A 22,494-nucleotide genomic window follows, 5' to 3' on the forward strand; every position below is an offset into this window, starting at 1 on the left:
TGCCTCGGTGGCATGGTGCTTGCGCTGAGACCACGCATGAACCTTGCCACCCCGCCGGACCCGCCTGTGCCGTCGCATCTGCCTGCGCTCGGGCCGGCCGTAGCGCCCAGCGCTCGCACCGAATCAGTGCAGCAAGGCGACGCCGTGCAGCGGGTGGTGAAGGTGCGCCGCGACTACAACAGCTGGGTCGCCCGCGAGACGATGGAGGACTACGCACTGCGCTTCACGCCGCGCGCCTTCCGCAAGTGGTCGGAGATGCGCGTGGCCAACACGGCCTTCGGCGCCGCCTCGTTCCTCATCCTCGAAGCGGTGGGCGCGACGCTGCTCGTGCAATACGGCTTCCTCAACGCCTTCTGGGCTGTGCTCGCCACTGGCCTGATCATCTTCCTGGCCGGCCTGCCCATCAGCACCTACGCCGCGAAGCACGGTCTCGACATGGACCTGCTGACGCGCGGCGCGGGCTTCGGCTACATCGGCTCCACCATCACCTCGCTCATCTACGCGAGCTTCACCTTCATCTTCTTCGCGCTCGAGGCGGCGGTGATGGCCTATGCGCTGGAGCTGGCGTTCGACATCCCGCCCGCCTGGGGTTACCTGATCTGCGCGGTGGTGGTGATCCCGCTCGTCACGCACGGGGTCACCGCGATCAGCCGCCTGCAGGTGTGGACGCAGCCGCTCTGGCTCGTGATGCTGGTGGTGCCGTACTGCTTCGTCTTCTGGCACAACCCCGGCGTGCTCGACGACATCGCCCACTACGGCGGCGCGCCGGCGGGCGGTGCCGATGGCACGAAGTTCAACGTCTACCTCTTCGGCGCCGCGATGACGGTGGGCATCGCGCTCATGACGCAGATGGGCGAGCAGGTCGACTACCTGCGCTTCATGCCCGAGAAGACGGCGAAGAACCGCAAGCGCTGGTGGGCCGGGGTGTTGATTGGCGGGCCGGGCTGGGTGATCCCGGGTGTCGTCAAGATGCTGGGCGGCATGGTGCTCGCCTACCTCGCGATCAGCCACTCGGTGCCCACCGACCGCGCGGTCGACCCCAATCAGATGTACCTCGCCGCCTACGAGTACGTGTTCTCGCGCCCAGGGTGGGCGGTGGCGGCGGTGATGGTGTTCGTCGTGATCTCGCAGCTCAAGATCAACGTCACCAACGCCTATGCCGGCTCGCTCGCGTGGAGCAACTTCTTCGCGCGCCTCACGCACAGCCACCCGGGGCGTGTGGTGTGGGTGGTGTTCAACACGCTCATCGCGCTGATGCTGATGGAGTTGGACGTGTTTCGCGCGCTGGGCGGCGTGCTGGGCCTGTACTCCAACATCGCGATCAGCTGGATCATGGCCGTGGTGGCCGACCTCGTGATCAACAAGCCGCTCGGTCTCTCGCCCCCCGGCATCGAATTCAAGCGCGCACATCTCTACGACGTGAACCCGGTCGGCGTGGGCGCGATGGGCGCCGCCTCGGTGCTCTCGATCGCGGCCTACCTCGGCATGTTCGGGCCCCTGGCCGAAGCCTTCTCGGCGTTGATCGCGCTCATCACCGCGATGGTGGTGTCACCGCTGATCGCCTGGTACACCAAGGGCCGCTACTACATCGCCCGCCAATCGAAAGGCCTCTTCACCGGCCTGCAGCAGTGCGTGATCTGCGAGCGCGAATACGAGGTCGACGACCTCGCGCATTGCCTCGCCTACCTCGGCAACATCTGCTCGCTGTGCTGCTCGCTCGACGCGCGCTGCAACGACCTCTGCAAGCCCGAAGCGCGCCTGTCGTCGCAGTGGTCGCGCGCCCTGCGCAAGCTCCTGCCGCAACGTGTGTGGCCCTACATCGACACCGGCCTCGGCCACTACCTGCTGGTGATGGCCATCGTGGTGCCGCTGCTGGCGGGTGTGTTCGCGCTGCTCTACCAGCAGGAGCTGCGCAACCTCGGCGAGATGGTCGACACGCTCGGCCCCGCCTTGAAGCTCGGCTTCATCAAAGCCTTCGCTGCACTGTTGCTCGTGAGTGGCATCGTCGCCTGGTGGCTGGTGCTGACGCACAAGAGCCGCCAGGTCGCACAGGAAGAGTCCAACCGCCAGACGCAGGCCGCCCACGAGCAGACGCTCGCGCTGCGCCGCGAGATCGACTCGCACCGCCAGACCGACCTGGCGCTCCAGGAAGCCAAGCTCGCCGCCGACCTCGCCAACCAGGCCAAGAGCCGCTACATCACGACCGTGAGCCATGAGCTGCGCACGCCGCTCAACAGCATCCTCGGCTATGCGCAGCTGCTGGAGGAAGACCCCTCCATCCCCGGCCACCGCCGGCAGGCGGTGAGCGTGATCCGCCGTGGCGGCGACCACCTGCTCTCGCTCATCGAGCACACGCTTGACATCGCCCGCATCGAAGGCGGCAAGCTGCGCCTGGAGCCGCGCCCGCTGCGCTTCCGCGAGGCGGTGCAGCAGCTGGTGCACATGTTCGAGCTGCAGGCGGCGGGCAAGGGCATCGAGTTCCGCGCCGACCTCGGCGAGGTGATGCCCGAGGTCGTGCGCGCCGATGAAAAGCGCCTGCGCCAGATCCTCATCAACGTGCTGGGCAACGCAGTCAAGTTCACGCAGGCGGGGCGCGTGGTCTTCCGCCTGCGCTATGCGCGCGAGATGGCCGTCTTCGAGATCGAAGACACCGGACCCGGCATTGCGCCCGACGAGCTGACGCACATCTTCGAGCCCTTCGCCCGCGGCAGCGAGACCACCAGCGGTGGCACGGGCCTCGGCCTCACCATCGCGAAGATGCTCACCGACCTGATGGGCGGTGAGCTGACGGTGACGAGCACGGTGGGCGTGGGCACCGTCTTCCGCATCAGGCTCTTCCTGCCCGAAGCGCGCGGCGCCGTGGCCGCGCTCGAAGTGCCACGCACCACGCGCACCGGCTACCGCGGCGAGCGCCGCCGCATCCTCATCGTCGACAACGAAGAGGTCGACCGCTCCTTGCTCGTCACCGTGCTGCAGCCGCTCGGCTTCGAGCTCATGCAGGCGGCGTCCGGCCACGAGGCGCTGGAGGTGGTGGCCGGCTTCGGGCCGCACGCGATCCTCATGGACCTCGCCATGCCTGGCATCGATGGCTGGGCCACCATCCGCGCCATCCGCGCACAGCACCTGAGCGACGCGCCCATCGCCATCGTCTCCGGCAACGCCTTCGACAAGGACCTGGAGAACGACGTCGGCATCACCCCGCAAGACTTCGTGCTGAAGCCCGTGCGCGTGCACGAGCTGCTCGACTGGCTGGGCTCTCGCCTGAAGCTCGAGTGGCTCGAAGCGCCGCGCGAAGCCGCGCCCGGTGCGGCACCCGCGCCCGTGCGCTGGGTGCTGCCAGACGAAGCACAACTCAAGGCGCTCGACGAGCTGATCCACCTCGGCTACTTCCGCGGCATCGTGAAGAAGCTCGACGAGATCGAGCGCGACAATGCCGCCTGCGCGAGCTTCGTGGCCCACCTGCGCGGCCAGGCGCGCAACTTCCAACTCGATGCCATGAGCACCCTGGTGCGCCGAGCCCTCAATGACCCCGCGACCCTCTGACGCATCCCGCCTGCCCGACCGCACCGCCAGCGACGTGGTGCTGATCGTCGACGACGTGCCCGACAACCTCTCGCTGCTGCACGACGCGCTCGACGAAGCCGGCTACACCGTGCTCGTGGCCACCAGCGGCGAGACCGCGCTGCAGCGCGCCGCCCAGGCGGTGCCCGACGTGGTGCTGCTCGACGCCGTGATGCCCGGCATGGACGGCTTCGAGGTCGCACGCCGCCTGAAGGCCGACCCCGACACCGCACACATCCCCATCCTCTTCATGACCGGCCTCACCGACACCGAGCACGTGGTGGCGGCCTTCGGCGCGGGCGGGGCCGACTACGTGACCAAGCCCATCCGCCCGCAGGAGGTGCTGGCACGCATGGCGGTGCACATGCAGAGCGCGCGCCAGGCCCGGCAGGCGCGCAACGCGCTCGATGCCTTCGGCCACGCCACGATGGCGGTGCACGTGAGCAACGACCGGATGAGCGGCAAGGCCGTGTGGCAGACGCCGCTTGCGCGCCAGCTGATGCACACCTACTTCGGCGTCGACCCCGGCCAGGTGCCCGCCGAGCTGCTGGAGTGGCTGCGCGAGCAGTCGGCCCTCGCCGACGAAGGCCGCGAAGGCCGGCCGCTCACCGTGACCCGGGAATCCCGCCAGCTCGTTTTCTCGCTGCAGGAACGCACGAGCGACGACGACTGGCTGATGGTGCTGCGCGAGGTCTCCGACGCGGCCGTGGTCGAAGCGCTGCTGCAGGCCTTCAAGCTCACGATGAAGGAGGCCGAGGTGCTGTACTGGGTGGTCAAGGGCAAGACCAACCGCGACATCGGCGACATCCTCGGCAGCAGCCCGGCTACGGTGAAGAAGCACCTGGAGCATGTGTTCGAGAAGCTCGGCGTCGAGACCCGCAACGCGGCGGCGTCGCTTGCGATGAAGAAGGTGCGCATGCTGGCGGGGTGAGGCGGGCGTGCCAGCGCGCATGCGAACATTGATCGATGGAACTGCGCCAACTTCGCTACTTCATCCGCGTCGTCGAACTCGGCAGCATGGGCCGTGCGGCGGCCGACCTGGGCGTCGTCACCTCGGCACTCAGCCAGCAGATCAGCCGGCTGGAAAGCGAGCTGGCCACCCGGCTGCTTCAACGCAGCCCGACCGGCGTGGTGCCCACCGACGCGGGTGTGGCTTTCTGGCGCCAGGCGCAGCTCGCCGTGCGCCATGCCGACGAGGCGGCGCAGGCCGCGCAGCAGCAGCGCCTCGCCGGGCGCGTGAGCGTGGGCCTCGCGCCGTCGACCGCCTCCGTGCTCGCGCTGCCGCTGATGCAGGCAATGCGTGAGCGCTACCCCGAGATTCGCCTGCACCTGGTGGAGAGCCTCTCGGGCAACCTGTCGGCCATGCTCAACGCGCGCCAGCTCGACCTGGCGGTGCTTTTCGAGACTGATGCGGAGCAGCGCTTCAGCGTGGGCCCGCTGCTCGACGAGGGCCTGTACCTGATCGGTGCTGCCAGCCTGCCCGGCATGCCGCGCGGCAAGCAGGTGCGCCTGAAAGACCTGGCGAACCTGCCGCTCGTGATGCCCAGCGGAACGCACGGCCTGCGTGCGGTGGTGGACCAGGCTTTCGCCCGCGCGAAGTGCAGGCCGCGCATCGTGGCCGACATCGACGGGCTGGCGATCCTCATGGATGCCGTGCGCGCCGGCTGGGCGGCCACGGTGCAGCCCGGCGCCGCCACGGCCCGCCTGCCCGGCGAGAACCTGCAGGTGGTGAAGGTGGCCGACGCCGGTGCGCAGCGCCGCAACCTGCTGGCAAGCCTGTCGGACGACGAGCTCTCGCCGGTGGCGCTGGCCACGCGCGTGGTGATCGGTGACGTGGTGCGCGAGTTGGTCGGCGCCGGGCTGTGGGCCGGTGCGAGGCTTCGCTAGCGAACCGGTCGCATCAGCTCGCGCAGCACCGCCTTCGCGCCGCCGCTCAGGTAGCCGCCCTGGCGTGTGACCAGCACCACCGGCACCGCCACGTCGAGATCGCCCACCTTCAGCACGGCGAGTTCGCGCTTCGCCAGCTCTTCGTCGACCGCGCTCGCCTGCAGCAGCGCGAGGCCGAAGCCGGCCTGCACCAGGCGCTTCTGCGCGGTCAGGCTGTCGATCGCGATCCAGTCGAGCCGGTCGATGCCACGGGTGGTGAACTGGGCGAAAACGGTGGTCGCAAACGCTTCCGAGCGCCGCTCCGGCGCGGGAAAGGCCAGCCAGCGCTCACCGGCCAGTTGCGATAGCGTCTTCACTCGCTTGCCTGCGAGCGGATGCGAGGGTGAGCACACGACCACCAGGCGCTCGGTGTGCACCGTGCGGCACTCCAGGCCGGCGCCGGCGTCGTCGAAGTAGCGCAGGCCGATCGAGGCCGCTCCCGAGCGCACCTGCGCGCTCACCTCGGCGCTGGTCGCGGTCTGCAGGCGCAGGTCCAGCCCCGGCTGGCGGGCCCGCGCGCGCTGCAAGGCCGACGCGAGCGCGGCGTTGGCGAGCGTGCCCACGGTCACCACCTGCACCGTGCCGCCAGCGCCGGTGCGCGCTGCCTCGGCGGCAGCCTGAGCGTCGCCGATGGCCGCGGCCACTCGCTCAGCGTAGGGCAGCAGGGCGGCGCCGACCTCGCTCAGCACCAGCCCGCGGCCGATGCGCTCAAAGAGCGGGGCGCCCACCTCCTGTTCCAGCAGCGCAAGGCGGCGGCTGATGGCCGACTGCGTGCGCGCCAGTTCATCGGCCGCCGCCGAGACGCCGCCGCGTCGGTGCACGGCGAGAAAGGTGGCCAGGGCCTCGGAATCCATGTATGCATATTGTCGATCGATCGGAGGAATATTATGCGTTTGACGCACGCATGCCCAGCCCCGACGATGCTGCCAATCCGTCACCCAAGGAGCCCGCCATGACCCGACCCGACCCCGGCCTCGCCTTCCTGAACCTGCACCGTGCCGAGCGCGGCTTCGTGATGCCCAACGCGTGGGACGCGGGCACTGCCGTGCTGCTGGCCGAGGCCGGCTTCGCCGCCATCGGCACCACCAGTGCCGGCATTGCGTTCTCGCTCGGCAAGCCCGACTTCAACGTGCGCAACGCGACCCTCGCCGTCACCCGCGAGGAGACGCTCGACGCCGTGCGCCGCATCGCCGCTGCCGTGGCACTGCCTGTCAACGCCGACCTGGAAGCCGGCTACGGCGACACGCCCGAGCAGGTGGCCGAGTCGGTGCGTCTGGCGATGGCCACCGGCGCGGCGGGCTGCAACATCGAAGACACCGACCGCGCCACCGGCCGGCTCTTCGACGAGGCCGAGGCCGTTGCGCGCATCGCAGCGGCACACGCGGCGGTGCGGGCCTCCGGCAAGGCCTTCGTGCTGAATGCGCGCACCGATGCCGTCCAGCATGGCGGCGACCAGGGGCTGTGGACCGCCATCGAGCGCTGCAACCGCTTCCTCGCGGCTGGTGCCGACTGTGTGTTCACCCCCGGCGTGGCCGATGCCGAGCGTGCCCGCACGCTGGTGCGCGAGATCGTGGGCCCGCTCAACCTGGTGGTGGGGCTCAACGAATCGGCCTCCAGCGCCAGGGCCTTGATCGACGTGGGCGTGAAGCGCATCAGCGTGGGCGGCTCCATCGCACGCGCGGCCCTCGGCCTCGTGCGGCGGGCGGCCCTCGAGCTGCGCGAGCAGGGCACCGTGGGCTATGCCGAAGGGCAGCTGCCGCAGGGCGAACTGAATGCCCTCTTCGAGCGCGCGTGGGCGCAGCGGCCTAGACTCATTGAATGAGACAACCCGTCGACCTGCACCATGCCTCCGGCCTCATCAACCACGGCCCGACCGTGCTCGTGGGCAGTGCCCACGGGGGCCGGCGCAATCTGATGGCCGCGGCGTGGTCGATGCCGGTGGAATTCACACCGCCGCGCATCGCCATCGTCATCGACAAGACGACGTACACCCGTGAGCTGATTTCGGCCAGCGGCGGCTTCAGCGTGAGCCTCCCAGGGCGCGCGCTGTTGAGCGAGACCTATGCGGTGGGCACCGTTTCTGGCCGCGAGGTGAGCGACAAGTTCGATCAATACGGCATCGCGAGCTTCAACGGCCCCGTGCTGGGCCTGCCACTCGCAGCCGATGCGGTCGCCTGGATGGAGTGCCGCCTGATCCCTGAGGCGCACACCGAAGACGCCTACGACACCTGCTTCGCCGAAGTGGTGTGGGCGGCGGCCGATGCGCGGGTGTTCGAGCGTGGTCGCTGGTCGTTCCGTGACGACAACACCGAGCTGCACACGCTGCACCACCTGGGTGGTGGCAATTTCGCGTGGCTGCAGCGCAGCGAGCAGGCCCTGCCGCTCACACCCAAGCCGCTCACGCCAAAAACTTAGCCGATGTGGAAACCGTCTTGCGCCATTCCGGCAAGAGGCCTATAGTTTCCTAATCAGGAAACTATCAAGGCGTCGCCGCATGGCCCTCACGCTGCATTACCACCCGCTCTCGTCCTATTGCCACAAGGTTCTGATCGCCCTCGACGAGCTGGGCATCGAGGTCGACAAACGCCTGCTCAACCTCGGCGACCCGGCCGAGCGCAGCGCCTTTCTCGAACTCTGGCCCACCGGCAAGATGCCGCTGCTGGTGGACGACGGCCGCGTGGTGCCCGAGACCAGCATCGCCATCGAGTACCTGCAGCGCTACTCGCAACATCGCCTCATCCCCGACGAGGCCGACGCCGCACTCGACGTGCGCCTCTGGGACCGCCTCTTCGACCTCTACGTCATGACGCCGATGCAGGCCCGCACCAGCGACCTGCTGCGTCCCGAGGCCGATCGTGACCCGATCAACGTGGCCGAGGCGAATGCCAAGCTGCTGATGGCCTACGGGATGATCGACCACCAGCTCGCCGGCCGCACCTGGGTGACGGGCGAAGCCTTCACGCTGGCCGACTGCGCCGCCGCGCCGTCGCTCTTCTACGCCGTGACCTACGTCGCGCCGCCGCCTGAGCTCCGTCACTTGGCCGCGTATGTCGAGCGCCTGATGGCGCGCCCGTCGGTCGCCCGCACCATCGAGCAGGCGAAGCCCTTCTTCAAGTACTACCCCGGCCGCGCCGGCCTGGCCAAGCGCTTCTACGACCCGGCCACCGCCTGAGATGCGCGCCATCACCGACCCCGCGCGGCTCGACCGCATGTTCTTCGCGCTGGCCGACGCCAGCCGCCGCGGCATGCTCGACCGCCTGAGCCGCGGGCCCGCGTCGGTGTCGGAGCTGGCCGAGCCGCTCGGCCTCGCCTTGCCTTCGGTGGTCAAGCACCTGGCCGTGCTCGAGCGCGGCGGCTTCGTCGCGTCCGAGAAGACCGGCCGTGTGCGCACCTATGCCATCGAGCCCAAGGCGCTCGACGCGATGGAAGCCTGGGTCACCCGGCGCAAGACGCAGCTCAACGCCCAGTTCGACCGGCTCGACGCCTACCTCGCGGCCCAGAAGGACAAGGAAAAGCGATGAAGCACATTCCCGCGACCCACACCGACTTCATCCTCGAACGCGAATTCGCCGCCACGCCCGAGGCGGTGTTCCGCGCCTGGGCCGACCCCGAGGTGAAACGTGCCTGGTCCGATTGCCACGCCGAGCACACCACCGCCTACAGCCTCGACTTCCGTCCGCTTGGCCGCGAGCACCACGAGGTGGCCTATCCCGACGGCCGTGTGCAGGTCATCGACAAGGTGTTCTTCGACATCACCGAGCCGCGCCGCATCGTCTTCGCCTACGACATCGGCGTCGATGGGCGCCGGCTTTCGGTTTCGCTCGTGACGGTGGAGTTCTCGCCGGTCCAGCGCGGCACCCGCATGGTCTACACCGAGCAGCTCGCCTACCTCGATGGCCACGAAGACCGCGCCCAGCGCCTGCGTGGCACCGAGGAAGGCCTGGATCGACTCGCCGGGGTGCTCTGAGCCATGATGGCAGCCCCGCCGGCCTACAGGAGATTCGCATGAAGACGCTGTTCATCGCTGCCGCCGCCCTCGGCGCTGCCACGCTGGCCCACGCGCAGGCGTCGGGCCCTTCCGTGTCGGTGGGTTTGCGCGCCTGGCACACCCAGTGGGACACCTTCAGCTACGCTGGAGGCAACGTGATCCAGGCGCCTGCCGACGACGAGCTCGTCTGGCTGCCGGTGATCAGCGCGCGCTGGCACAACTTCACCGGCTCGATGAGCCTCTACCCGAACACCGAATACACCTTCTTCGACGGCGGCCGCGGCAAGCGCAAGGAGTTCGACGTGAACTTCGGCTACTACCTCACCCCCGGCGTGGCGGTGACGGCGGGCTACAAGAAGATCGAGCAGGCCGGCGCGACCGACGTCTACCGCCTGAGCGGCCCGGTGCTCGGCCTGAGCGGCACCGCGCCGCTCGGCCGCGACTTCTCGCTCTACGGCTCCTTCGGCATGGGCTGGATGAAGAGCACCGGCGACAGCACGGTGAAGTTCGATGCCGACTACCGCCTGAGCGAGCTCGGCCTCGCCTACACGCTGCCCACGGCCACCTTCGTCAAGGCGGTGACCTTCACCCTCGGCTACCGCACCCAGGTGCTCACTTCCAAAGACGCGCTGCCCGGCCAGGACGGCCGCGACCTCACGCAGGGCTTCACCTTCGGCGCGCTCGCCTCGTTCTGATTCGCGTTGTGCGATCAGAAGGCGGGCGGCACCGGCACGTCGTGGTCGCCCGGGCAGCCGGCAAAGCAGAACTTGCCGCTGAACGATCCGTAGATGAAGGGCGTCTGGCGCTTCCGGTACTTGCGCAAGGTCTCCTGCTCCACGCCGAGCGTCACCCGCTTGATGAATTCTTCGACGTAGATGCCGCGGGTCTCGATGTGTTCGAGGATGTGCTTGGTGAGCGGCCCGTTGCGGCCGTCGCCGTCGAACGCGAGGTCTTTCGACGCCGTGGCGTAGAGCACCATGGTGCCGGGCGGTGCGTCTTTGATGGGGGCGAGGCCGTTGCTTGCGCGGGCCACCGTTTCGAGGGCGCGCACGAGGTTGGAGCGGGGTGCGGCCGCGCTGCGCGAGCCGGGCTTGTGCTCGGCCTGGGCGAAGAGGTCGGCCCGGCAGGCGTCGAGCACCACCAGCTGGAAGCGCGCGCGGCGCTGGCGCAGGCGGTCGAACAGGTCGTCGACCGCATAGAGCACGCGTGTCGGGTCTTCGGCGGCTGATTTCAACTGCACCTGCGTCGGGATGAGGTAGTTGCCGTGGCCGGCCTGCACGCCGTGCCCCGAGTAGTAGAAGACCCCCACCGCGCCGGCATCGAGCGTGGCCACGTAAGCCTTCACCAGTTGGTCGAACTCGGCGCGGTCGCGCACGTCGGTCGCGCAGGTGGCCTTGAAGCCGAGCTTCTTCAGCGAGGTGAACATGTCGGCGGCGTCGTTCGTGGGGTTCACGAGCTTCACCACGTTGTCGTAGCCGGCGTTGCCGATCACGAGCGCCACCTTGTCGGCCTTGGGCGATGGGCTCGCGCAACCGCCGAGCAAGCCGGCTGCAAGCACGGCGAGGGCCATGAACTGGAAGAGTCTCATGCTGGCTTTCACGTCCCGAAGTGGCAACCATGATATCGATCGAGGGACATACTGCGGCCCATGAAAACGCCCCCCTTTTCCCCGCAGCGGCGACGCGCCGTAGCGCTGCTGGGTGCCGCTGCGGCACTGCCACGCTTCGTGCGCGCGCAGGCCAGGTTTCCAGACAAGCCGATCACGCTGATCGTGCCGTTCGCTCCCGGTGGCATCGCCGACATCACGGCCCGTGCGGTGGCCGAGTCGATGGCGCTGCAACTCGGGCAGCCGGTGGTCGTCGACAACCGGCCGAGCGCCGGCAGCATCGTGGCCAGCCAGGTGGTGGCGTCGGCCCGGCCCGACGGTCACACGCTGCTCCTCATGAGCAACGGCAACGCGGTGAGCGTGGGCCTCTTCCGGAAGCTGCCCTACGACACGAAGAAGAGTTTCGTCGGCATCAGCACGCTCGGCTACTTCGACCTCGGCCTTTTCGTGGCCACGGGTTCGCGCTTCGCGTCGCTTCAAGACGTGCTCGCCTTCGCCCGAGCCCACAAAGGCCGGCTCAACGTCGGCACCATCACGGCCGGCAGCACGCAGCACCTCGCGGCCAAGATGTTCGAGACGGTGGCGGGGCTCGAATTCACGCTCGTGCCGTACAAGGGCAGCCCCGCGGTGCTGGCCGCGCTGCGCGGCGGCGAGATCGACCTCGCCTTCGAGATCCTCGGGCCGATGCTGCCGCAGGTGCAGGCCGGCGTGGTGAAGGCGCTGGCCGTGTCGTCCGACCGGCGCAACCCGGCGCTGCTCGCGGTGCCCACCGCCATCGAAGCCGGCGTGGCCGGCTACAACGTGGCCTCGTGGAATGCGCTGGCCGCACCGGCCGGCACGCCGGCCGCGGTGGTCGACGTGCTCAACCGCGCGGCGCGTGAAGCGCTGGCCTCGCCGGCGGTGCGCGACAAGCTGGCGAAGCTCGGCATGCGTGTGGCCGCCAGCTCGCCGGCGGAGCTCGAGCGGCTGCTCGCGAGCGAGATCGACCGCTGGGGGGCGGTGATCCGCGCCGCGAAGATCGAGCCGGAGTGAGCCTGCCCACTTCCGGTCTTCACGAACGCTGAAGGGGCCTTGCCGCCGGTCCGTCTAGCGCTGCTCTGCCGTGCCGCCTAGAGTGCGGGCCGATATGGTCGATGTGCTCGTGATCGGCGGCGGTAACGCCGCCCTGTGTGCCGCGCTGATGGCGCGTGAGGCCGGCGCCTCGGTGCTGATGCTCGAATCCGCGCCGCGCGAATGGCGTGGTGGCAACTCGCCGCACGTGCGCAACCTGCGCTGCATGCACGACGCGCCGCAAGACGTGCTGGTCGACGCCTACCCCGAAGAGGAGTTCTGGCAAGACCTGCTCAAGGTCACCGGCGGCAAGACCGACGAGCGCCTGGCGCGCCTGGTGATCCGCGCCTCGTCGACCTGCCGCGACTGGATGCGCTCGCACGGCGTGCGCTTCCAGCCCTCGCTCTCGGGCGCGCTGCACACCGCACGCACCAACGCGTTTTTCATGGGCGGCGGCAAGGCGCTCGTCAACGCCTACTACCGCAGCGCCGAAGCGCTTGGCGTGAAGGTCCGCTACGAGACGCCGGTCGACCGCATCGAACTGCAGGAGGGCCGCTTCGTCGCCGCGCACTCGGGCGAGCGCCGCTTCGCCGCCAAGGCCTGCGTGCTGGCGGCGGGCGGCTTCGAGTCCAACCGCGAATGGCTGCGCGAAGCCTGGGGCCGCAACGAGCGCGGCGAGTGGCCGGCCGACAACTTCCTCATCCGCGGCTCGCGCTTCAACCGCGGCGTGCTGCTCAAGCACCTGATCGACAGCGGCGCCGATGCCATCGGCGACCCGACGCAGGCGCACATGGTCGCCATCGACGCGCGCGCACCGCTCTACGACGGCGGCATCTGCACCCGCATCGACTGCGTTTCGCTCGGGGTGGTGGTCAACCGCGAGGCGAAGCGCTTTTACGACGAAGGCGAAGACTTCTGGCCCAAGCGTTACGCGATCTGGGGCCGGCTCGTGGCCCAGCAGCCGGGGCAGATCGCGTGGTCGATCATCGATGCGAAGGCGGTGGGGCGTTTCATGCCGCCGGTGTTTCCCGGCACACAGGCCGACTCGCTCGCCGAACTGGCGCACAAGCTCGGGCTCGACGAGGCCACCTTCATGCACACGCTCGACCGCTACAACGCCGCCTGCCGCCCCGGCCACTTCGACCACACCGTGCTCGACGATTGCGCAACCTCGGGCGTCGCCCCCGCCAAGACGCACTGGGCGCTGCCGCTCACCACGCCGCCTTTCTTCGGCTACGCGCTCAAGCCCGGCGTGACCTTCACCTACCTCGGCTTGAAGACCGACGAGCACGCCGCGGTGCACTTCAACGGCGTGCCGAGCGACAACCTCTTCGTGGCCGGCGAGATGATGGCCGGCAACGTGCTCGGCCAGGGCTACACCGCGGGTGTGGGCATGAGCATCGGCACGGCCTTCGGGCGCATCGCCGGCACGAGCGCGGCACGTGCCGCCTTGAGAGAAGGCCAGCATGTCTGAGGCGCGCGTCATTCCCATCGTGCCGCTCGGCGCGGCGCAAGCCGAGGTCGAGCGCGTGCTGACCATCTGCAACGCCTGCCGTTACTGCGAAGGCTTCTGCGCCGTCTTCCCCGCGATGACGCGCCGCCTCTCGTTCCCTGCGGCCGACGTCGACTACCTCGCCAACCTCTGCCACAACTGCGGCGCCTGCCTGCACGCCTGCCAGTACGCTGCGCCGCACGAGTTCGCCGTCAATGTGCCGCAGGCCATGGCGCGCGTGCGCGGCGAGACGTATGCCGACCATGCGTGGCCCGCCGCGCTCGGGGCGCTCTACAAGCGCAACGGGCTGGTGCTGTCGCTTGCGCTGGCGGCCGGGCTCGCGCTCTTCCTCCTGCTGGCCGTGGCGCGGCAGGGCAGCCTCTGGCAAGCCGTGGAGGGCGGCAACTTCTACGCGGTGTTTCCGCATGGCCTGATGGTGAGCCTCTTCGCGCCCGTGTTCCTCTTCGTCGTCTTCGCACTGGCGATGGCCGTGCGGCGCTTCTGGCGCGGCATCTCGCCCGGCGCCGCATCGGCCGAGGCCGTGGGGGAGGCGGCCCACGATGCGCTGCGCCTGCGCTACCTCGACGGGGGCCACGGCGAGGGCTGCAACGAAGCCGACGACCGCTACACGCTCGCGCGCCGCCGCTTCCACCACTTCACCTTCTACGGCTTCATGCTGTGCTTTGCGGCCACCTGCATGGCCACGCTCTACCACTACCTGCTCGGCTGGCAGGCGCCGTACGGCGTCACGAGTATCCCGAAGCTGCTGGGCATCTCAGGCGGTGTGTCGCTCGTGATCGGCACGCTGGGCCTGTGGCGCCTTAACGTGAAGCGCCACCCCGCACAGGGCGATGCGGCCCAGCGCCCGATGGACCGCGGCTTCATCGCGCTGCTCTTCCTCACCGCCGCCAGCGGCCTGGTGCTGATGCTGCTGCGCGGCACGCCGGCCTTGCCGTTGGCGCTGTGCGTGCATCTCGGGGCGGTGATGGCGCTCTTTCTCACGCTGCCGTATGGCAAGTTCGCGCACGGTGTCTTCCGCGTCGCGGCGCTGTTGAAGTGGGCCATCGAGAAACGCCAGCCCAACACGCTGGGCGTGGGCGAGTAGGGTGGTTCAGCCGGCCTGCACGCGGTTGCGCCCGGCGTGCTTGGCGGCGTAGAGCGCACCGTCGGCCCGCGCCAGCAGTTGCGCGGTGGTCTCACCCGGCCGCTGGGTCGCCACACCCGCCGAGACGGTGATCGCCAGCGCCTCGGCCACCTCGTGCCACGGATGCTGCGCGGTCAGCAGGCGCAGCCGGTCGGCCACCTGCAGGGCACCGTGCACCTGAGGCTGGTCGGGCATCAGCAGCAGGAACTCCTCGCCGCCGTAGCGCGCAAAGCGGTCGGCTGCGCGTGTGGCGCCGAGCATGGCGGCAGCGTAGCGGCGCAGCACCTCGTCGCCCGTGGCGTGGCCCAGCGTGTCGTTGACCTGCTTGAAATGGTCGATGTCGAAAAGCGCCACGCTGAAGGCCTGCCCGCTGCGGTCTGCGCGCTGTGCCTCGTTCGCCAGCATCGCCATCGCGGCGCGGCGGTTGAGCAGGCCGGTCAGCTCGTCGTGGGTGGCGATGGCCTCCAGCTTCTGCAGGGCTTCGGCCAGATCTGCGCTCTTTTGCGTGAGCGCATTTCGCAGCTGCGTGCCGCGCACGCTGAGCGTTGCCACGCGGCCGAGCAGCATGGTGAACCAGATGGCGGTGAGCGCCGCCTCGGCGCCTGCCTGCATCGGCAGGCTGAGGGCAGCGCCGTGCGTGGCCACCAGCATGGCGCTGCACGCGCCCAGCAGGAGGCACAGCGCTCCGAGGTAGCGCGTGGGGAGGATGAGCGCCGTCATCGCGACGGTCGGGATGAGGGTCATCAACATCAGCAGGCCGACCTGCGGCACCCAGAACGCCGTGCCCAGCAGCTGCAGCGACACCAGCGGCGTCATGACGAGGGTCAGCAGCATGCCGCGCAACCGCTGGTGCCAGCCGAGGGCGATGCCCAGGCGGTAGGTGCCGAAGAGACCGAGGCCCGCGAGCGCATACATCAGCACCGCGTGGGCCGACACGTGCCCGAGCAGCGCGTAGCCGGCGAGCAGCGCCGTGTCGCTCGCGATGAACCCGAGCACGCCCCAGGAGGCCCGCACATGCCCACGCGTCGAGGTGCCACGGGCGTCGAGCCGCGGGCGTTCGCCGGCCGGGGTGGCGGGCACGACGGGAAGGGTGGTGTTCATGCCGAAGTCGAGAACGCAGAGGCCTCCGCTCAGACTGCTTTCAGAGCGGGGCATGCGTGCTGCTGTGATCGGCAACTGCTCGCCATTCCTGAGCGGCGGCAGGTGGGCGGCGTGATGCAGGTCACGCCGATACCCGCGCGTCAGTCGGGGTTGTGGCGCCGCACGAGCGAAAAGCGCTCGTCTTCGGTCGTGAGAAACGGCAGCGTGCGGCTCGCCGTGAGCCACGAAACGCCGAAGGCCACGAGCCCGAGGGCCTCGCCGTAGAACACGAAGCGGCTGTGCACGTGCTGCGTCATGCCGCCCTGCGTGAAGGTCTCGATGGCGAGCGCCCCGATCGACACGAGCATCGCGATGCCGCACACCGCGTAGATCCAGGAGCGCACGTTGGCGCGCTTGTGGTGCTTGGCCCGCGCGCGGCGGAAGAAGCCCCAGCAGAGATACGCGAGGATCAGGAACAGCACGATCGCCGCGCCGCCGTGCACGCCCTTGATGATCTCTTCGCGGTCGACGCAGCGGCAGGGAAACATCGCGATGACGATGCCGCACAGCGCCGCCACCTTGCACAGCACCATTTCCAGCTTGCTGTAGCCGTTGTACGCCAGCATCAGCGCCGAGATGGCAAACAGGAAGCCGATGAAGATCACCTGCGACCAGCCGCTCTCGAAGTAGGCGGCGCTGATGGAGGTGAGCGTGTTGTTGGCAAACGCACTCGTCAGCCACGACAGCGTGATCGCGATCACGCCGACGAGCAGCTTGATGGTGCGGTGGTCGATCTGGTGGTGTTCGGGCGGAAGGGCGGGCATGGGTGTGCTCCGGGGCGGGGGTGAAACGACGTAGACGCCGCGCGCCTATTTCCGGTTGGCCATGAAGGCCCTCAAGGTGACGCTCGCCTCCTTCTTGCCCAACTCGCATTCGATGTCGGTGGGGTTGGGTGCGAACTGATCGCGGTGGTAGCTGCGGATGCGGATGATCGAATCGAAGTCGTCCTTCCTCGCGGCCTTGACCATCACGCCGAGCGTCTTGAGCGCGGCCTGCCGGCAAGCCTCTTCAGGGGCAAGCGTGCCGATCGTGACCTCTTCCGAGTAGTCGTCCGGATTGAGGCTGCGCTCGTCGTACTCGGGCGCCTCCGTGCCCCAATAGGCGCGCACGTGGCGGCCCAGGATCTTCTTGAGCTCCGGGCTTGCGACGACGGAGGCCACCGGCATGAAGATCGCGCCCTTCGCGGGCTCTCGCGCGGGCAGGCTGGCTTGCTTCAGCTGCGCCTGCGCGAAGCGTTGGGCCGCATCCGGCGTCATCGCGAACGAGGCCCACAGGCGAACGTCGGTGGCGGTGTAGGCGGGCGTGCACTGGAAGCTTTCGAAGTCGTTCGTGGGCGTCCGGCCTTGCCCGACGCGGATGTCGAAAGCGGCATCGAAGCCGCCGCTGCGGGCGGTCTTGACCAGCGTGTCGAGTGCATTCTCGAAGGCCGCGATGCAATGCTCCTTCGAGCCGCGGGAGAACAGCCCCGAGTTCATGCTGAGCCCGGTGTTGATGTCCTGCCGCGTGATCTCGGGGAAGGGGGGTGTGGGTGCGTCACCCCAATACAGCTTGATGCTGGGGTCGAGAAACTTCTGGGCACGCTCCGATTGCAGCAGCTCGCTGACCTTCAACTGGAACGGCTCCGCCGCATGGGCGCACAGGGCCAGGGAGGCCAGGACGAGGGTGAGCAGGTGTCGTGGGGTCATGTGGGGTTGGCAATTCACTTGCGTGCAAACAGAGGCCTAGATTTTCCTGCGAACCACCAGCTCCATGAAGCCGGTGGCCGGGTCGGGCTCGCGCGCGAGCGACCAGCCCGGCAGCGGCGCCAGCAGGATCTCGGCCGTCGTCCTGACGATGCTGCCGTGGCCCAGGTGGCCCCCGAGCACCCGGCCCGAAGCGTCGGAGACCGACACATGAAGGTGCGCGCCCGATGCGCTGAGGCTGCCGCTCAGGCTCAGGATCTCAAGCGGGCCTGCGAGGTCGGTTTCGGCGGGTTCGCCTGCATATCGAAGCCGGGCGTTGACGAGGCTGCCGATGCCCGCCACCACAAACGCGGCATCGGCCCCAGATGCGGTGGCGAGCGCTTCCAACGCGCGGCGGAGGTCGGCGCCGGGTGTCAGGCGAACGGGGTGAAGGTCCAATGCAAGAGCTCCGGGGGAACGACGCTTGCCCGCATCTGCCTCTGGGCAACAGGAGCCGAGCATGGCGAAGTTCATCACAGTGGGCTACGGAGACTCGCAAGGTTACGAGAGAACCGACCCGCCCGTTCGAGAGGCCGCGCATGCGCACGACGCCCGGCTCAAGGCCGGCGGTGCGCTGCGTGGTGGAGGTGTGGCCGCTGCAAGAGGCGCCGTGAGGGCGACGAAGATCGGGCGCCTCGTGCCCCCGCGACGGCGGCTCAGCCCTTCCGGTTGAACACCACGGGGCGGGTGGTCGAGGCCTTGGCGCGCACCACCACGGTCTTGGCCAGCTTGTCGTGCCAGCCTTGCTTGCGGGCGTCGATGCCGACCCAGATGATGCCGAGGCCCAGGGGAATCATCGAGACGAAATAGGCGAGGTAGCGGCCGATCGACTGGCCCACCGAGAGGGTGTCGCCGGACCGTGCGTCGACGACGCGCAGCGAGAGCGCCAGCTTGCCCGGCGTGCCCTGCTTGCTGAGCCAGAACACGATGGAGGCGATGGCCGGCGCCACGTACGTGAGCAGGAAGTCGGCCGGGCCGGCGATGAAGCCCTTCTTCTCGTCGTCGAAGTAGTCGGCGCCGTAGAGGGCGTAGAGGATGGGATAGGTGATCGCGACGATCAAGACCGCATCGATCAACGCGGCGCCGGTGCGAATCCAGAAGCCGGCGTATTCGAGTTGGGTGGCGGCCGGGTCGGCGACTTCGGAGGAGGGGGGTGCGTAGCGGTTGGTGGTCATGGTGGAAGTAGGCGGGTGGTATTGGAAGTGTTGGGCGTCACTTCGGCTCCAGGTAGATGACGTCATGGTCGGAACCGGAGAGGTTGCGTCTTACCCTGAACACCGACTTGGCCTTGGGGTGCCCTTCGTCGCCGATCTGCATGTCGAAGCGCCCGTTGTCGAGAGCGTGCAGCTCGATGTGCGTGAGCTGCCCGTTGAGGCCGAACAGCAGGTAGACGTGATCGTCTGGCGCCTTCTCGATCCGGATGATCCGGCCGCAGACGTTTCTGCCGGCGTTGATGAGCTTGCAGACTTCTTCGCGGGTGACGCCGGGTTTGGAGACGTAGAAGTACTCCCACCCGAAAGTCGTGAGTTTGCTCAAGTCGACTTCCGTGGCGCCAGGGGTGTGCACGACTTCGCCGATGCGCTTGCTGATCGTGCCGGTGCTGTTGCGCATCTCGGAGCAGCCGAGGGAGAGGGCTGCGATGATCGCGGCCAAGAGGAGCTTCGGCGTGCGGGCGTCCTGTGAGTTCCAGCTTGTGACACGAATGCCTCGCCGCGACTTGCAGGACGGCGTTCTGTCGGGGGAAGCGTTAGCCAGCACCCGCGGCAACCATCTGGTAGTAGCTGAAATAGATATTGCCGGTCTGTGCCGCATGCCTCTTTTTGCGAAGAAGCAAGCTCGTGAAGTCAATTCGTTCCTCAAAGACGGCCATGAGGTCACCTCCATCTACCAAAAGGATCGACGCCCCGCCAGCCTGATGAGCTGTGACACCGTCTACCGAGAAACCGTTGATCGACAAGAAGACCCCAAGCGTGTTTTCCAGCTTAGTTCTGACCTTGTCAGAGAACACGGCCAAGTCGGCCTTGTTTATGAGTTCCTTCTGCCATTTAGCTTCGAAGAGGTACTCAGTGCCTTCGAGCGAGAAAGCGCCGTCAAGCTGTTCACCTAGGTTCTTGAATGAGGCCTTTGGATCTAGGTCAAAGAGCTCGAAGAGTTCGTACATCACGCGTTCTAGCTCGAAGCCACGACTTTGAGCGTTCTCTGATCCCACCAAAGCCATGTAGCGGGCCTTGATGGTTTCCAGCTTCTGCCGTACCGCGGCGTTTTCCCGAAGCTTCTTTGCGGCAAGCGCTTGCCGCTGCTTGATATCGTCCTGCTCCTTCTGAAATTCCTGATGTGGCTGAACCAGCTGCTTCAGCTGATTGACCGCATTTCTTGCCTTTTCGACTTTCTGTGGACCGTCGTCCAGGGGCTTCAGATGCGAAAAGTCTGTGAGCTTGCAAAGCTCATAGCAAATCTTCGTTAGATCACCAAGATGAGCTTCCGGGTTAGCGACCAGATGATCGACCACATCCGATGCAATTTGTCGCTTGTAGTTTTCCCAGTTGAAATTGTTGAGAAGGCCTGGCTTCGAGAGGCAAAGTTGTAAGAAGCCCCTAAGTTCCGACTTGTACCAGTAGACGGAGCAGAGAGCCTCCTTGAGGGCCATGATGCCTGCCGGTGAAAGTTGCTTTGCCATGAGGTGCGCTCTGTTCAGTGATTGCTAACGTTTGACATGAGAGGCGCTGACCGGCTTGCCGGGCAGCGCCTCTCACTGGAAGGGTTAGGCGCCACCGTTCTTGCGTTCGTAAGCTCGGGCTTGCATAGCGCAGGCGACGCGCACCCGTTCTTCCAATTCATTGAGGCGAGCCGTACCACCAGGGGCGTGCGCGACAAAGTTGCTTCTCACGTTCTCGATCTGAAGCCAGACCTTGATCACGCCAGCAAAGATTCCTTTGGTCGCGAGGTGGAGCTCCTGAGCGTCTTCAATAAAGCCCGCTTTCCACTGATCAATTGCGAGCTGGTGCTCTGTTGAGGTTGCGCGTGCCTCGGCAGATTTGATTTGGTTATAAACATTTGCGACGTAGGTCCATTGCGACGCGAATCTTGAGTACAGGGCCAAATAGATTGCTCCGAAGAGAGCGCCGAACCAAGGCAGCTTCTCTGCAAACGCCTCTAGGAGGTTTGGCGATTGGTATCCACCTACGGCGTATCTAAGAAGGACTGCCAGCACGTAGAGAACGAAGCTTGTAAGAAGCGCTCGCAGGAAGACAATCGCGCCGCCATTGGATCGCTTGGCCCTCGTCAAAAGCCATTCGAAGGACAGCTGACTGACCACGAAGCTAGTGGCATTAAGAATCGTGTCTGCTAAGGTCGTCTTCATGCGTTCTCTCCCTGTTTAATTGACTGTCGCGCCTAACGTGACATGAACGGCGCACGGGTAATGCGCATGTCGCCGCAAAGTCCTATCCCTAACCATAAATGGTTAGATCTTCAGTCCACATCAAGTCATACCCCGACCACATGGTTCAGCACGGTGTCGGACCCTCTCGGTCTAGTCGGAGTGTCGAGGTCGCCCGATGAGCTTGGACGCCATCACTCCAGAGTGCACAGATCAAGGCAACCCCAGCAACGCCGCCGCCATCACCCCCAGCCCCACGATGCCCACCGCCCACACCGCCGTCCGCACCCCCTGGATGCCGAAGTAGTACACCGGCAGGTACACCACCCGCGCCCAGAAGAAGATCTGCGCGCCGAGCAGCACCTGCGCATTGGCCGGCGCCACGGCCAGCGCGGCGGCGGCCAGCGCGGTGAAGAGGATGAAGTTCTCCTTCGTGTTCTGCGCCGCCCGGTCGGCGCGCGCCGCCAGCGGGGAGGGTTCGGGCAGGTGGTCTCGGTTGCTCAGGGCGAGCTTCATGTCGCCCTTCGAGCGCAGCATGCTGGCCACGATGATGGCGAGCCAGGTCAGCACGGTCATGGCGACGACGAGGGTGAGCAGTCGGGTCACGTGGGGCTCCTTGGTGGTGTTGGGCAGGCGCGATCATGCCTGCCCGGCCGGGCAGGGCGCCAGCTTCGGCTCTCGACCGGGTTGTCGTCAGCGCGTCGGCGGCCGATGCAGGAGCGCCGTCCCGACCGCGTCGCCCTCGACGCGGGGGTAGCGCGCCAGCACCTCGGGGTCGTGGCCGGGCACGAGCATCGTGGGCGAGCCGGCGAGCGACATGAGGCGGCGGTGGCCCTCGAGCATGTCGGCCACGTTGAAGACGATGGGGAAGGGCCGCAGGCCCTCGATGTTCTCGTAGTAGTGGCTGGCGTCGGACGCGAGCACCACCCAGCCACGCTCGGTGTGCACGCGCACGGCTTGCAGGCCCTTGGTGTGGCCGCCGACCAGCAGCAGCTCCACACCGGGTGCGACGCTGCTGTCGCCGGCGTGGAAGCTCACGCGCTCAGCGTAGACCTTGCGCACGAGCTCCACCACGTCGTCGACGGCATAGGCGTGGCGCATCGTGGCGTGGCACATGCAGCGGCCGGTGGCGTAGTCGAGTTCGCTGTCCTGTACGTGGAAGCGTGCATTCGGCAGCAGCGGCAGGTTGCCGGCGTGGTCGTAGTGCAGGTGGGTGAGGATCACGTCACCGATGGTTGCCGGGTCGACACCAAGCGAGCGGCAGGCCTCGATGGGGCAGCGCAGCCACTGGCGGTTGCGCTTCACGCCGGTGGCCTGGCTGAAGCCGGTGTCGACGAGGATGTTTCTCGTCTTGCCCTTCAGCAGCCAGACGAAGAAGTCCATCGGCATCGGGCCGTCGTGGTCGTCGGCCGGGAGGAAGTTGTCACGCCGACGGCGCGGCATGCTGGCGTACTTGATCGCGTAGACCTCGTAGGTGTCCATGTCGT

Annotated in this window: 24 protein-coding genes; 12 read left to right on the plus strand and 12 right to left on the minus strand. The window is 67.5% G+C overall.

Features of this window, described 5'->3' with window-relative positions:
* Window positions 1–36: 36 nt before the first annotated feature.
* Genes RXV79_RS05445 through RXV79_RS05455 form a run of 3 tightly spaced genes read left to right on the plus strand, consistent with a single transcriptional unit; the run spans window position 37 to window position 5,448 of the window.
* Window positions 37–3,543 (plus strand): hybrid sensor histidine kinase/response regulator, encoded by a 3,507-nt coding sequence (locus tag RXV79_RS05445; protein ID WP_316702453.1) that lies wholly within the window; start codon window positions 37–39, stop codon window positions 3,541–3,543.
* Complete coding sequence (locus tag RXV79_RS05450) at window positions 3,524–4,492, plus strand: response regulator (protein WP_316702454.1); 969 nt, start codon at window positions 3,524–3,526, stop codon at window positions 4,490–4,492. The genes RXV79_RS05445 and RXV79_RS05450 overlap by 20 nt, the downstream gene beginning before the upstream one ends.
* A 35-nt stretch (window positions 4,493–4,527) precedes the next feature.
* Window positions 4,528–5,448 (plus strand): LysR substrate-binding domain-containing protein, encoded by a 921-nt coding sequence (locus RXV79_RS05455; protein WP_316702455.1) that lies wholly within the window; start codon window positions 4,528–4,530, stop codon window positions 5,446–5,448.
* Here the strand turns inward: RXV79_RS05455 and RXV79_RS05460 are convergent.
* Window positions 5,445–6,341 (minus strand): LysR family transcriptional regulator, encoded by an 897-nt coding sequence (locus tag RXV79_RS05460; RefSeq protein ID WP_316702456.1) that lies wholly within the window; start codon window positions 6,339–6,341, stop codon window positions 5,445–5,447. The two genes, RXV79_RS05455 and RXV79_RS05460, sit on opposite strands and share 4 nt — an antisense overlap.
* Before the next feature lie 98 nt (window positions 6,342–6,439).
* Between RXV79_RS05460 and RXV79_RS05465 the strand changes: the two genes are divergently transcribed.
* The 6 genes from RXV79_RS05465 to RXV79_RS05490 all read left to right on the plus strand — a co-directional run bounded on the left by RXV79_RS05465 (window position 6,440) and on the right by RXV79_RS05490 (window position 10,170).
* A complete protein-coding gene (locus tag RXV79_RS05465; RefSeq protein WP_316702457.1) occupies window positions 6,440–7,309 on the plus strand; it encodes an isocitrate lyase/PEP mutase family protein in 870 nt (289 codons plus the stop codon).
* Window positions 7,306–7,902, plus strand: a complete 597-nt coding sequence (locus RXV79_RS05470; RefSeq protein WP_316702458.1) for a flavin reductase family protein — start codon at window positions 7,306–7,308, stop codon at window positions 7,900–7,902. The genes RXV79_RS05465 and RXV79_RS05470 overlap by 4 nt, the downstream gene beginning before the upstream one ends.
* Window positions 7,903–7,981: 79 nt before the next feature.
* Window positions 7,982–8,659, plus strand: coding sequence for a glutathione S-transferase family protein (locus RXV79_RS05475; protein WP_316702459.1), 678 nt, complete (start codon window positions 7,982–7,984; stop codon window positions 8,657–8,659).
* A 1-nt stretch (window position 8,660) separates the two neighbouring features.
* Window positions 8,661–9,008, plus strand: a complete 348-nt coding sequence (locus tag RXV79_RS05480) for an ArsR/SmtB family transcription factor (protein WP_316702460.1) — start codon at window positions 8,661–8,663, stop codon at window positions 9,006–9,008.
* A complete protein-coding gene (locus RXV79_RS05485; RefSeq protein WP_316702461.1) occupies window positions 9,005–9,454 on the plus strand; it encodes an SRPBCC family protein in 450 nt (149 codons plus the stop codon). The genes RXV79_RS05480 and RXV79_RS05485 overlap by 4 nt, the downstream gene beginning before the upstream one ends.
* Before the next feature lie 38 nt (window positions 9,455–9,492).
* Entirely contained in the window at window positions 9,493–10,170 is a 678-nt protein-coding gene (locus tag RXV79_RS05490; protein WP_316702462.1) for a hypothetical protein, read from the plus strand.
* A gap of 14 nt (window positions 10,171–10,184) precedes the next feature.
* On the opposite strand, the gene RXV79_RS05495 is transcribed toward RXV79_RS05490, so the two are convergent.
* A complete protein-coding gene (locus RXV79_RS05495; RefSeq protein WP_316702463.1) occupies window positions 10,185–11,063 on the minus strand; it encodes a caspase family protein in 879 nt (292 codons plus the stop codon).
* 60 nt (window positions 11,064–11,123) lie between these two features.
* On the opposite strand from RXV79_RS05495, the gene RXV79_RS05500 reads away from it, so the two are divergent.
* From RXV79_RS05500 to tcuB, 3 genes are all read left to right on the plus strand, one after another.
* The gene (locus RXV79_RS05500) at window positions 11,124–12,113 is read left to right on the plus strand and encodes a Bug family tripartite tricarboxylate transporter substrate binding protein (RefSeq protein ID WP_316702464.1); all 990 of its coding nucleotides are present in this window, start codon (window positions 11,124–11,126) and stop codon (window positions 12,111–12,113) included.
* Between the two features lie 94 nt (window positions 12,114–12,207).
* Entirely contained in the window at window positions 12,208–13,605 is a 1,398-nt protein-coding gene (gene tcuA / locus RXV79_RS05505) for an FAD-dependent tricarballylate dehydrogenase TcuA (RefSeq protein WP_316702465.1), read from the plus strand.
* Window positions 13,598–14,728 (plus strand): tricarballylate utilization 4Fe-4S protein TcuB, encoded by a 1,131-nt coding sequence (gene tcuB / locus RXV79_RS05510; protein WP_316702466.1) that lies wholly within the window; start codon window positions 13,598–13,600, stop codon window positions 14,726–14,728. The genes tcuA and tcuB overlap by 8 nt, the downstream gene beginning before the upstream one ends.
* Before the next feature lie 6 nt (window positions 14,729–14,734).
* On the opposite strand, the gene RXV79_RS05515 is transcribed toward tcuB, so the two are convergent.
* The 10 genes from RXV79_RS05515 to RXV79_RS05560 all read right to left on the minus strand — a co-directional run bounded on the left by RXV79_RS05515 (window position 14,735) and on the right by RXV79_RS05560 (window position 22,489).
* Window positions 14,735–15,868, minus strand: coding sequence for a GGDEF domain-containing protein (locus RXV79_RS05515; RefSeq protein WP_316702467.1), 1,134 nt, complete (start codon window positions 15,866–15,868; stop codon window positions 14,735–14,737).
* A 140-nt stretch (window positions 15,869–16,008) separates the two neighbouring features.
* Window positions 16,009–16,671 carry a hypothetical protein gene (locus RXV79_RS05520; protein WP_316702468.1) on the minus strand — a complete coding sequence of 221 codons (663 nt, stop codon included), beginning with the start codon at window positions 16,669–16,671 and terminating at the stop codon, window positions 16,009–16,011.
* Window positions 16,672–16,716: 45 nt separating this feature from the next.
* Complete coding sequence (locus RXV79_RS05525; protein ID WP_316702469.1) at window positions 16,717–17,592, minus strand: hypothetical protein; 876 nt, start codon at window positions 17,590–17,592, stop codon at window positions 16,717–16,719.
* Window positions 17,593–17,628: 36 nt separating this feature from the next.
* Window positions 17,629–18,027: a PPC domain-containing DNA-binding protein gene (locus RXV79_RS05530; protein ID WP_316702470.1), complete on the minus strand. Its 399-nt coding sequence runs from the start codon at window positions 18,025–18,027 to the stop codon at window positions 17,629–17,631.
* Between the two features lie 257 nt (window positions 18,028–18,284).
* Window positions 18,285–18,803 carry an RDD family protein gene (locus tag RXV79_RS05535; protein WP_316702471.1) on the minus strand — a complete coding sequence of 173 codons (519 nt, stop codon included), beginning with the start codon at window positions 18,801–18,803 and terminating at the stop codon, window positions 18,285–18,287.
* 37 nt (window positions 18,804–18,840) lie between these two features.
* A complete protein-coding gene (locus RXV79_RS05540; protein ID WP_316702472.1) occupies window positions 18,841–19,281 on the minus strand; it encodes a hypothetical protein in 441 nt (146 codons plus the stop codon).
* A gap of 94 nt (window positions 19,282–19,375) precedes the next feature.
* Window positions 19,376–20,305: a hypothetical protein gene (locus RXV79_RS05545; RefSeq protein ID WP_316702473.1), complete on the minus strand. Its 930-nt coding sequence runs from the start codon at window positions 20,303–20,305 to the stop codon at window positions 19,376–19,378.
* Between the two features lie 84 nt (window positions 20,306–20,389).
* Window positions 20,390–20,989, minus strand: coding sequence for a hypothetical protein (locus RXV79_RS05550; RefSeq protein WP_316702474.1), 600 nt, complete (start codon window positions 20,987–20,989; stop codon window positions 20,390–20,392).
* Between the two features lie 231 nt (window positions 20,990–21,220).
* The gene (locus RXV79_RS05555) at window positions 21,221–21,613 is read right to left on the minus strand and encodes an MAPEG family protein (RefSeq protein WP_316702475.1); all 393 of its coding nucleotides are present in this window, start codon (window positions 21,611–21,613) and stop codon (window positions 21,221–21,223) included.
* An 87-nt stretch (window positions 21,614–21,700) separates the two neighbouring features.
* The gene (locus RXV79_RS05560; RefSeq protein WP_316702476.1) at window positions 21,701–22,489 is read right to left on the minus strand and encodes an N-acyl homoserine lactonase family protein; all 789 of its coding nucleotides are present in this window, start codon (window positions 22,487–22,489) and stop codon (window positions 21,701–21,703) included.
* Between the last annotated feature and the right edge of the window lie 5 nt (window positions 22,490–22,494).

The sequence above is a fragment of the Piscinibacter gummiphilus genome, from assembly GCF_032681285.1.
In the GTDB taxonomy this organism is placed as follows: domain Bacteria; phylum Pseudomonadota; class Gammaproteobacteria; order Burkholderiales; family Burkholderiaceae_C; genus Rhizobacter; species Rhizobacter gummiphilus_A.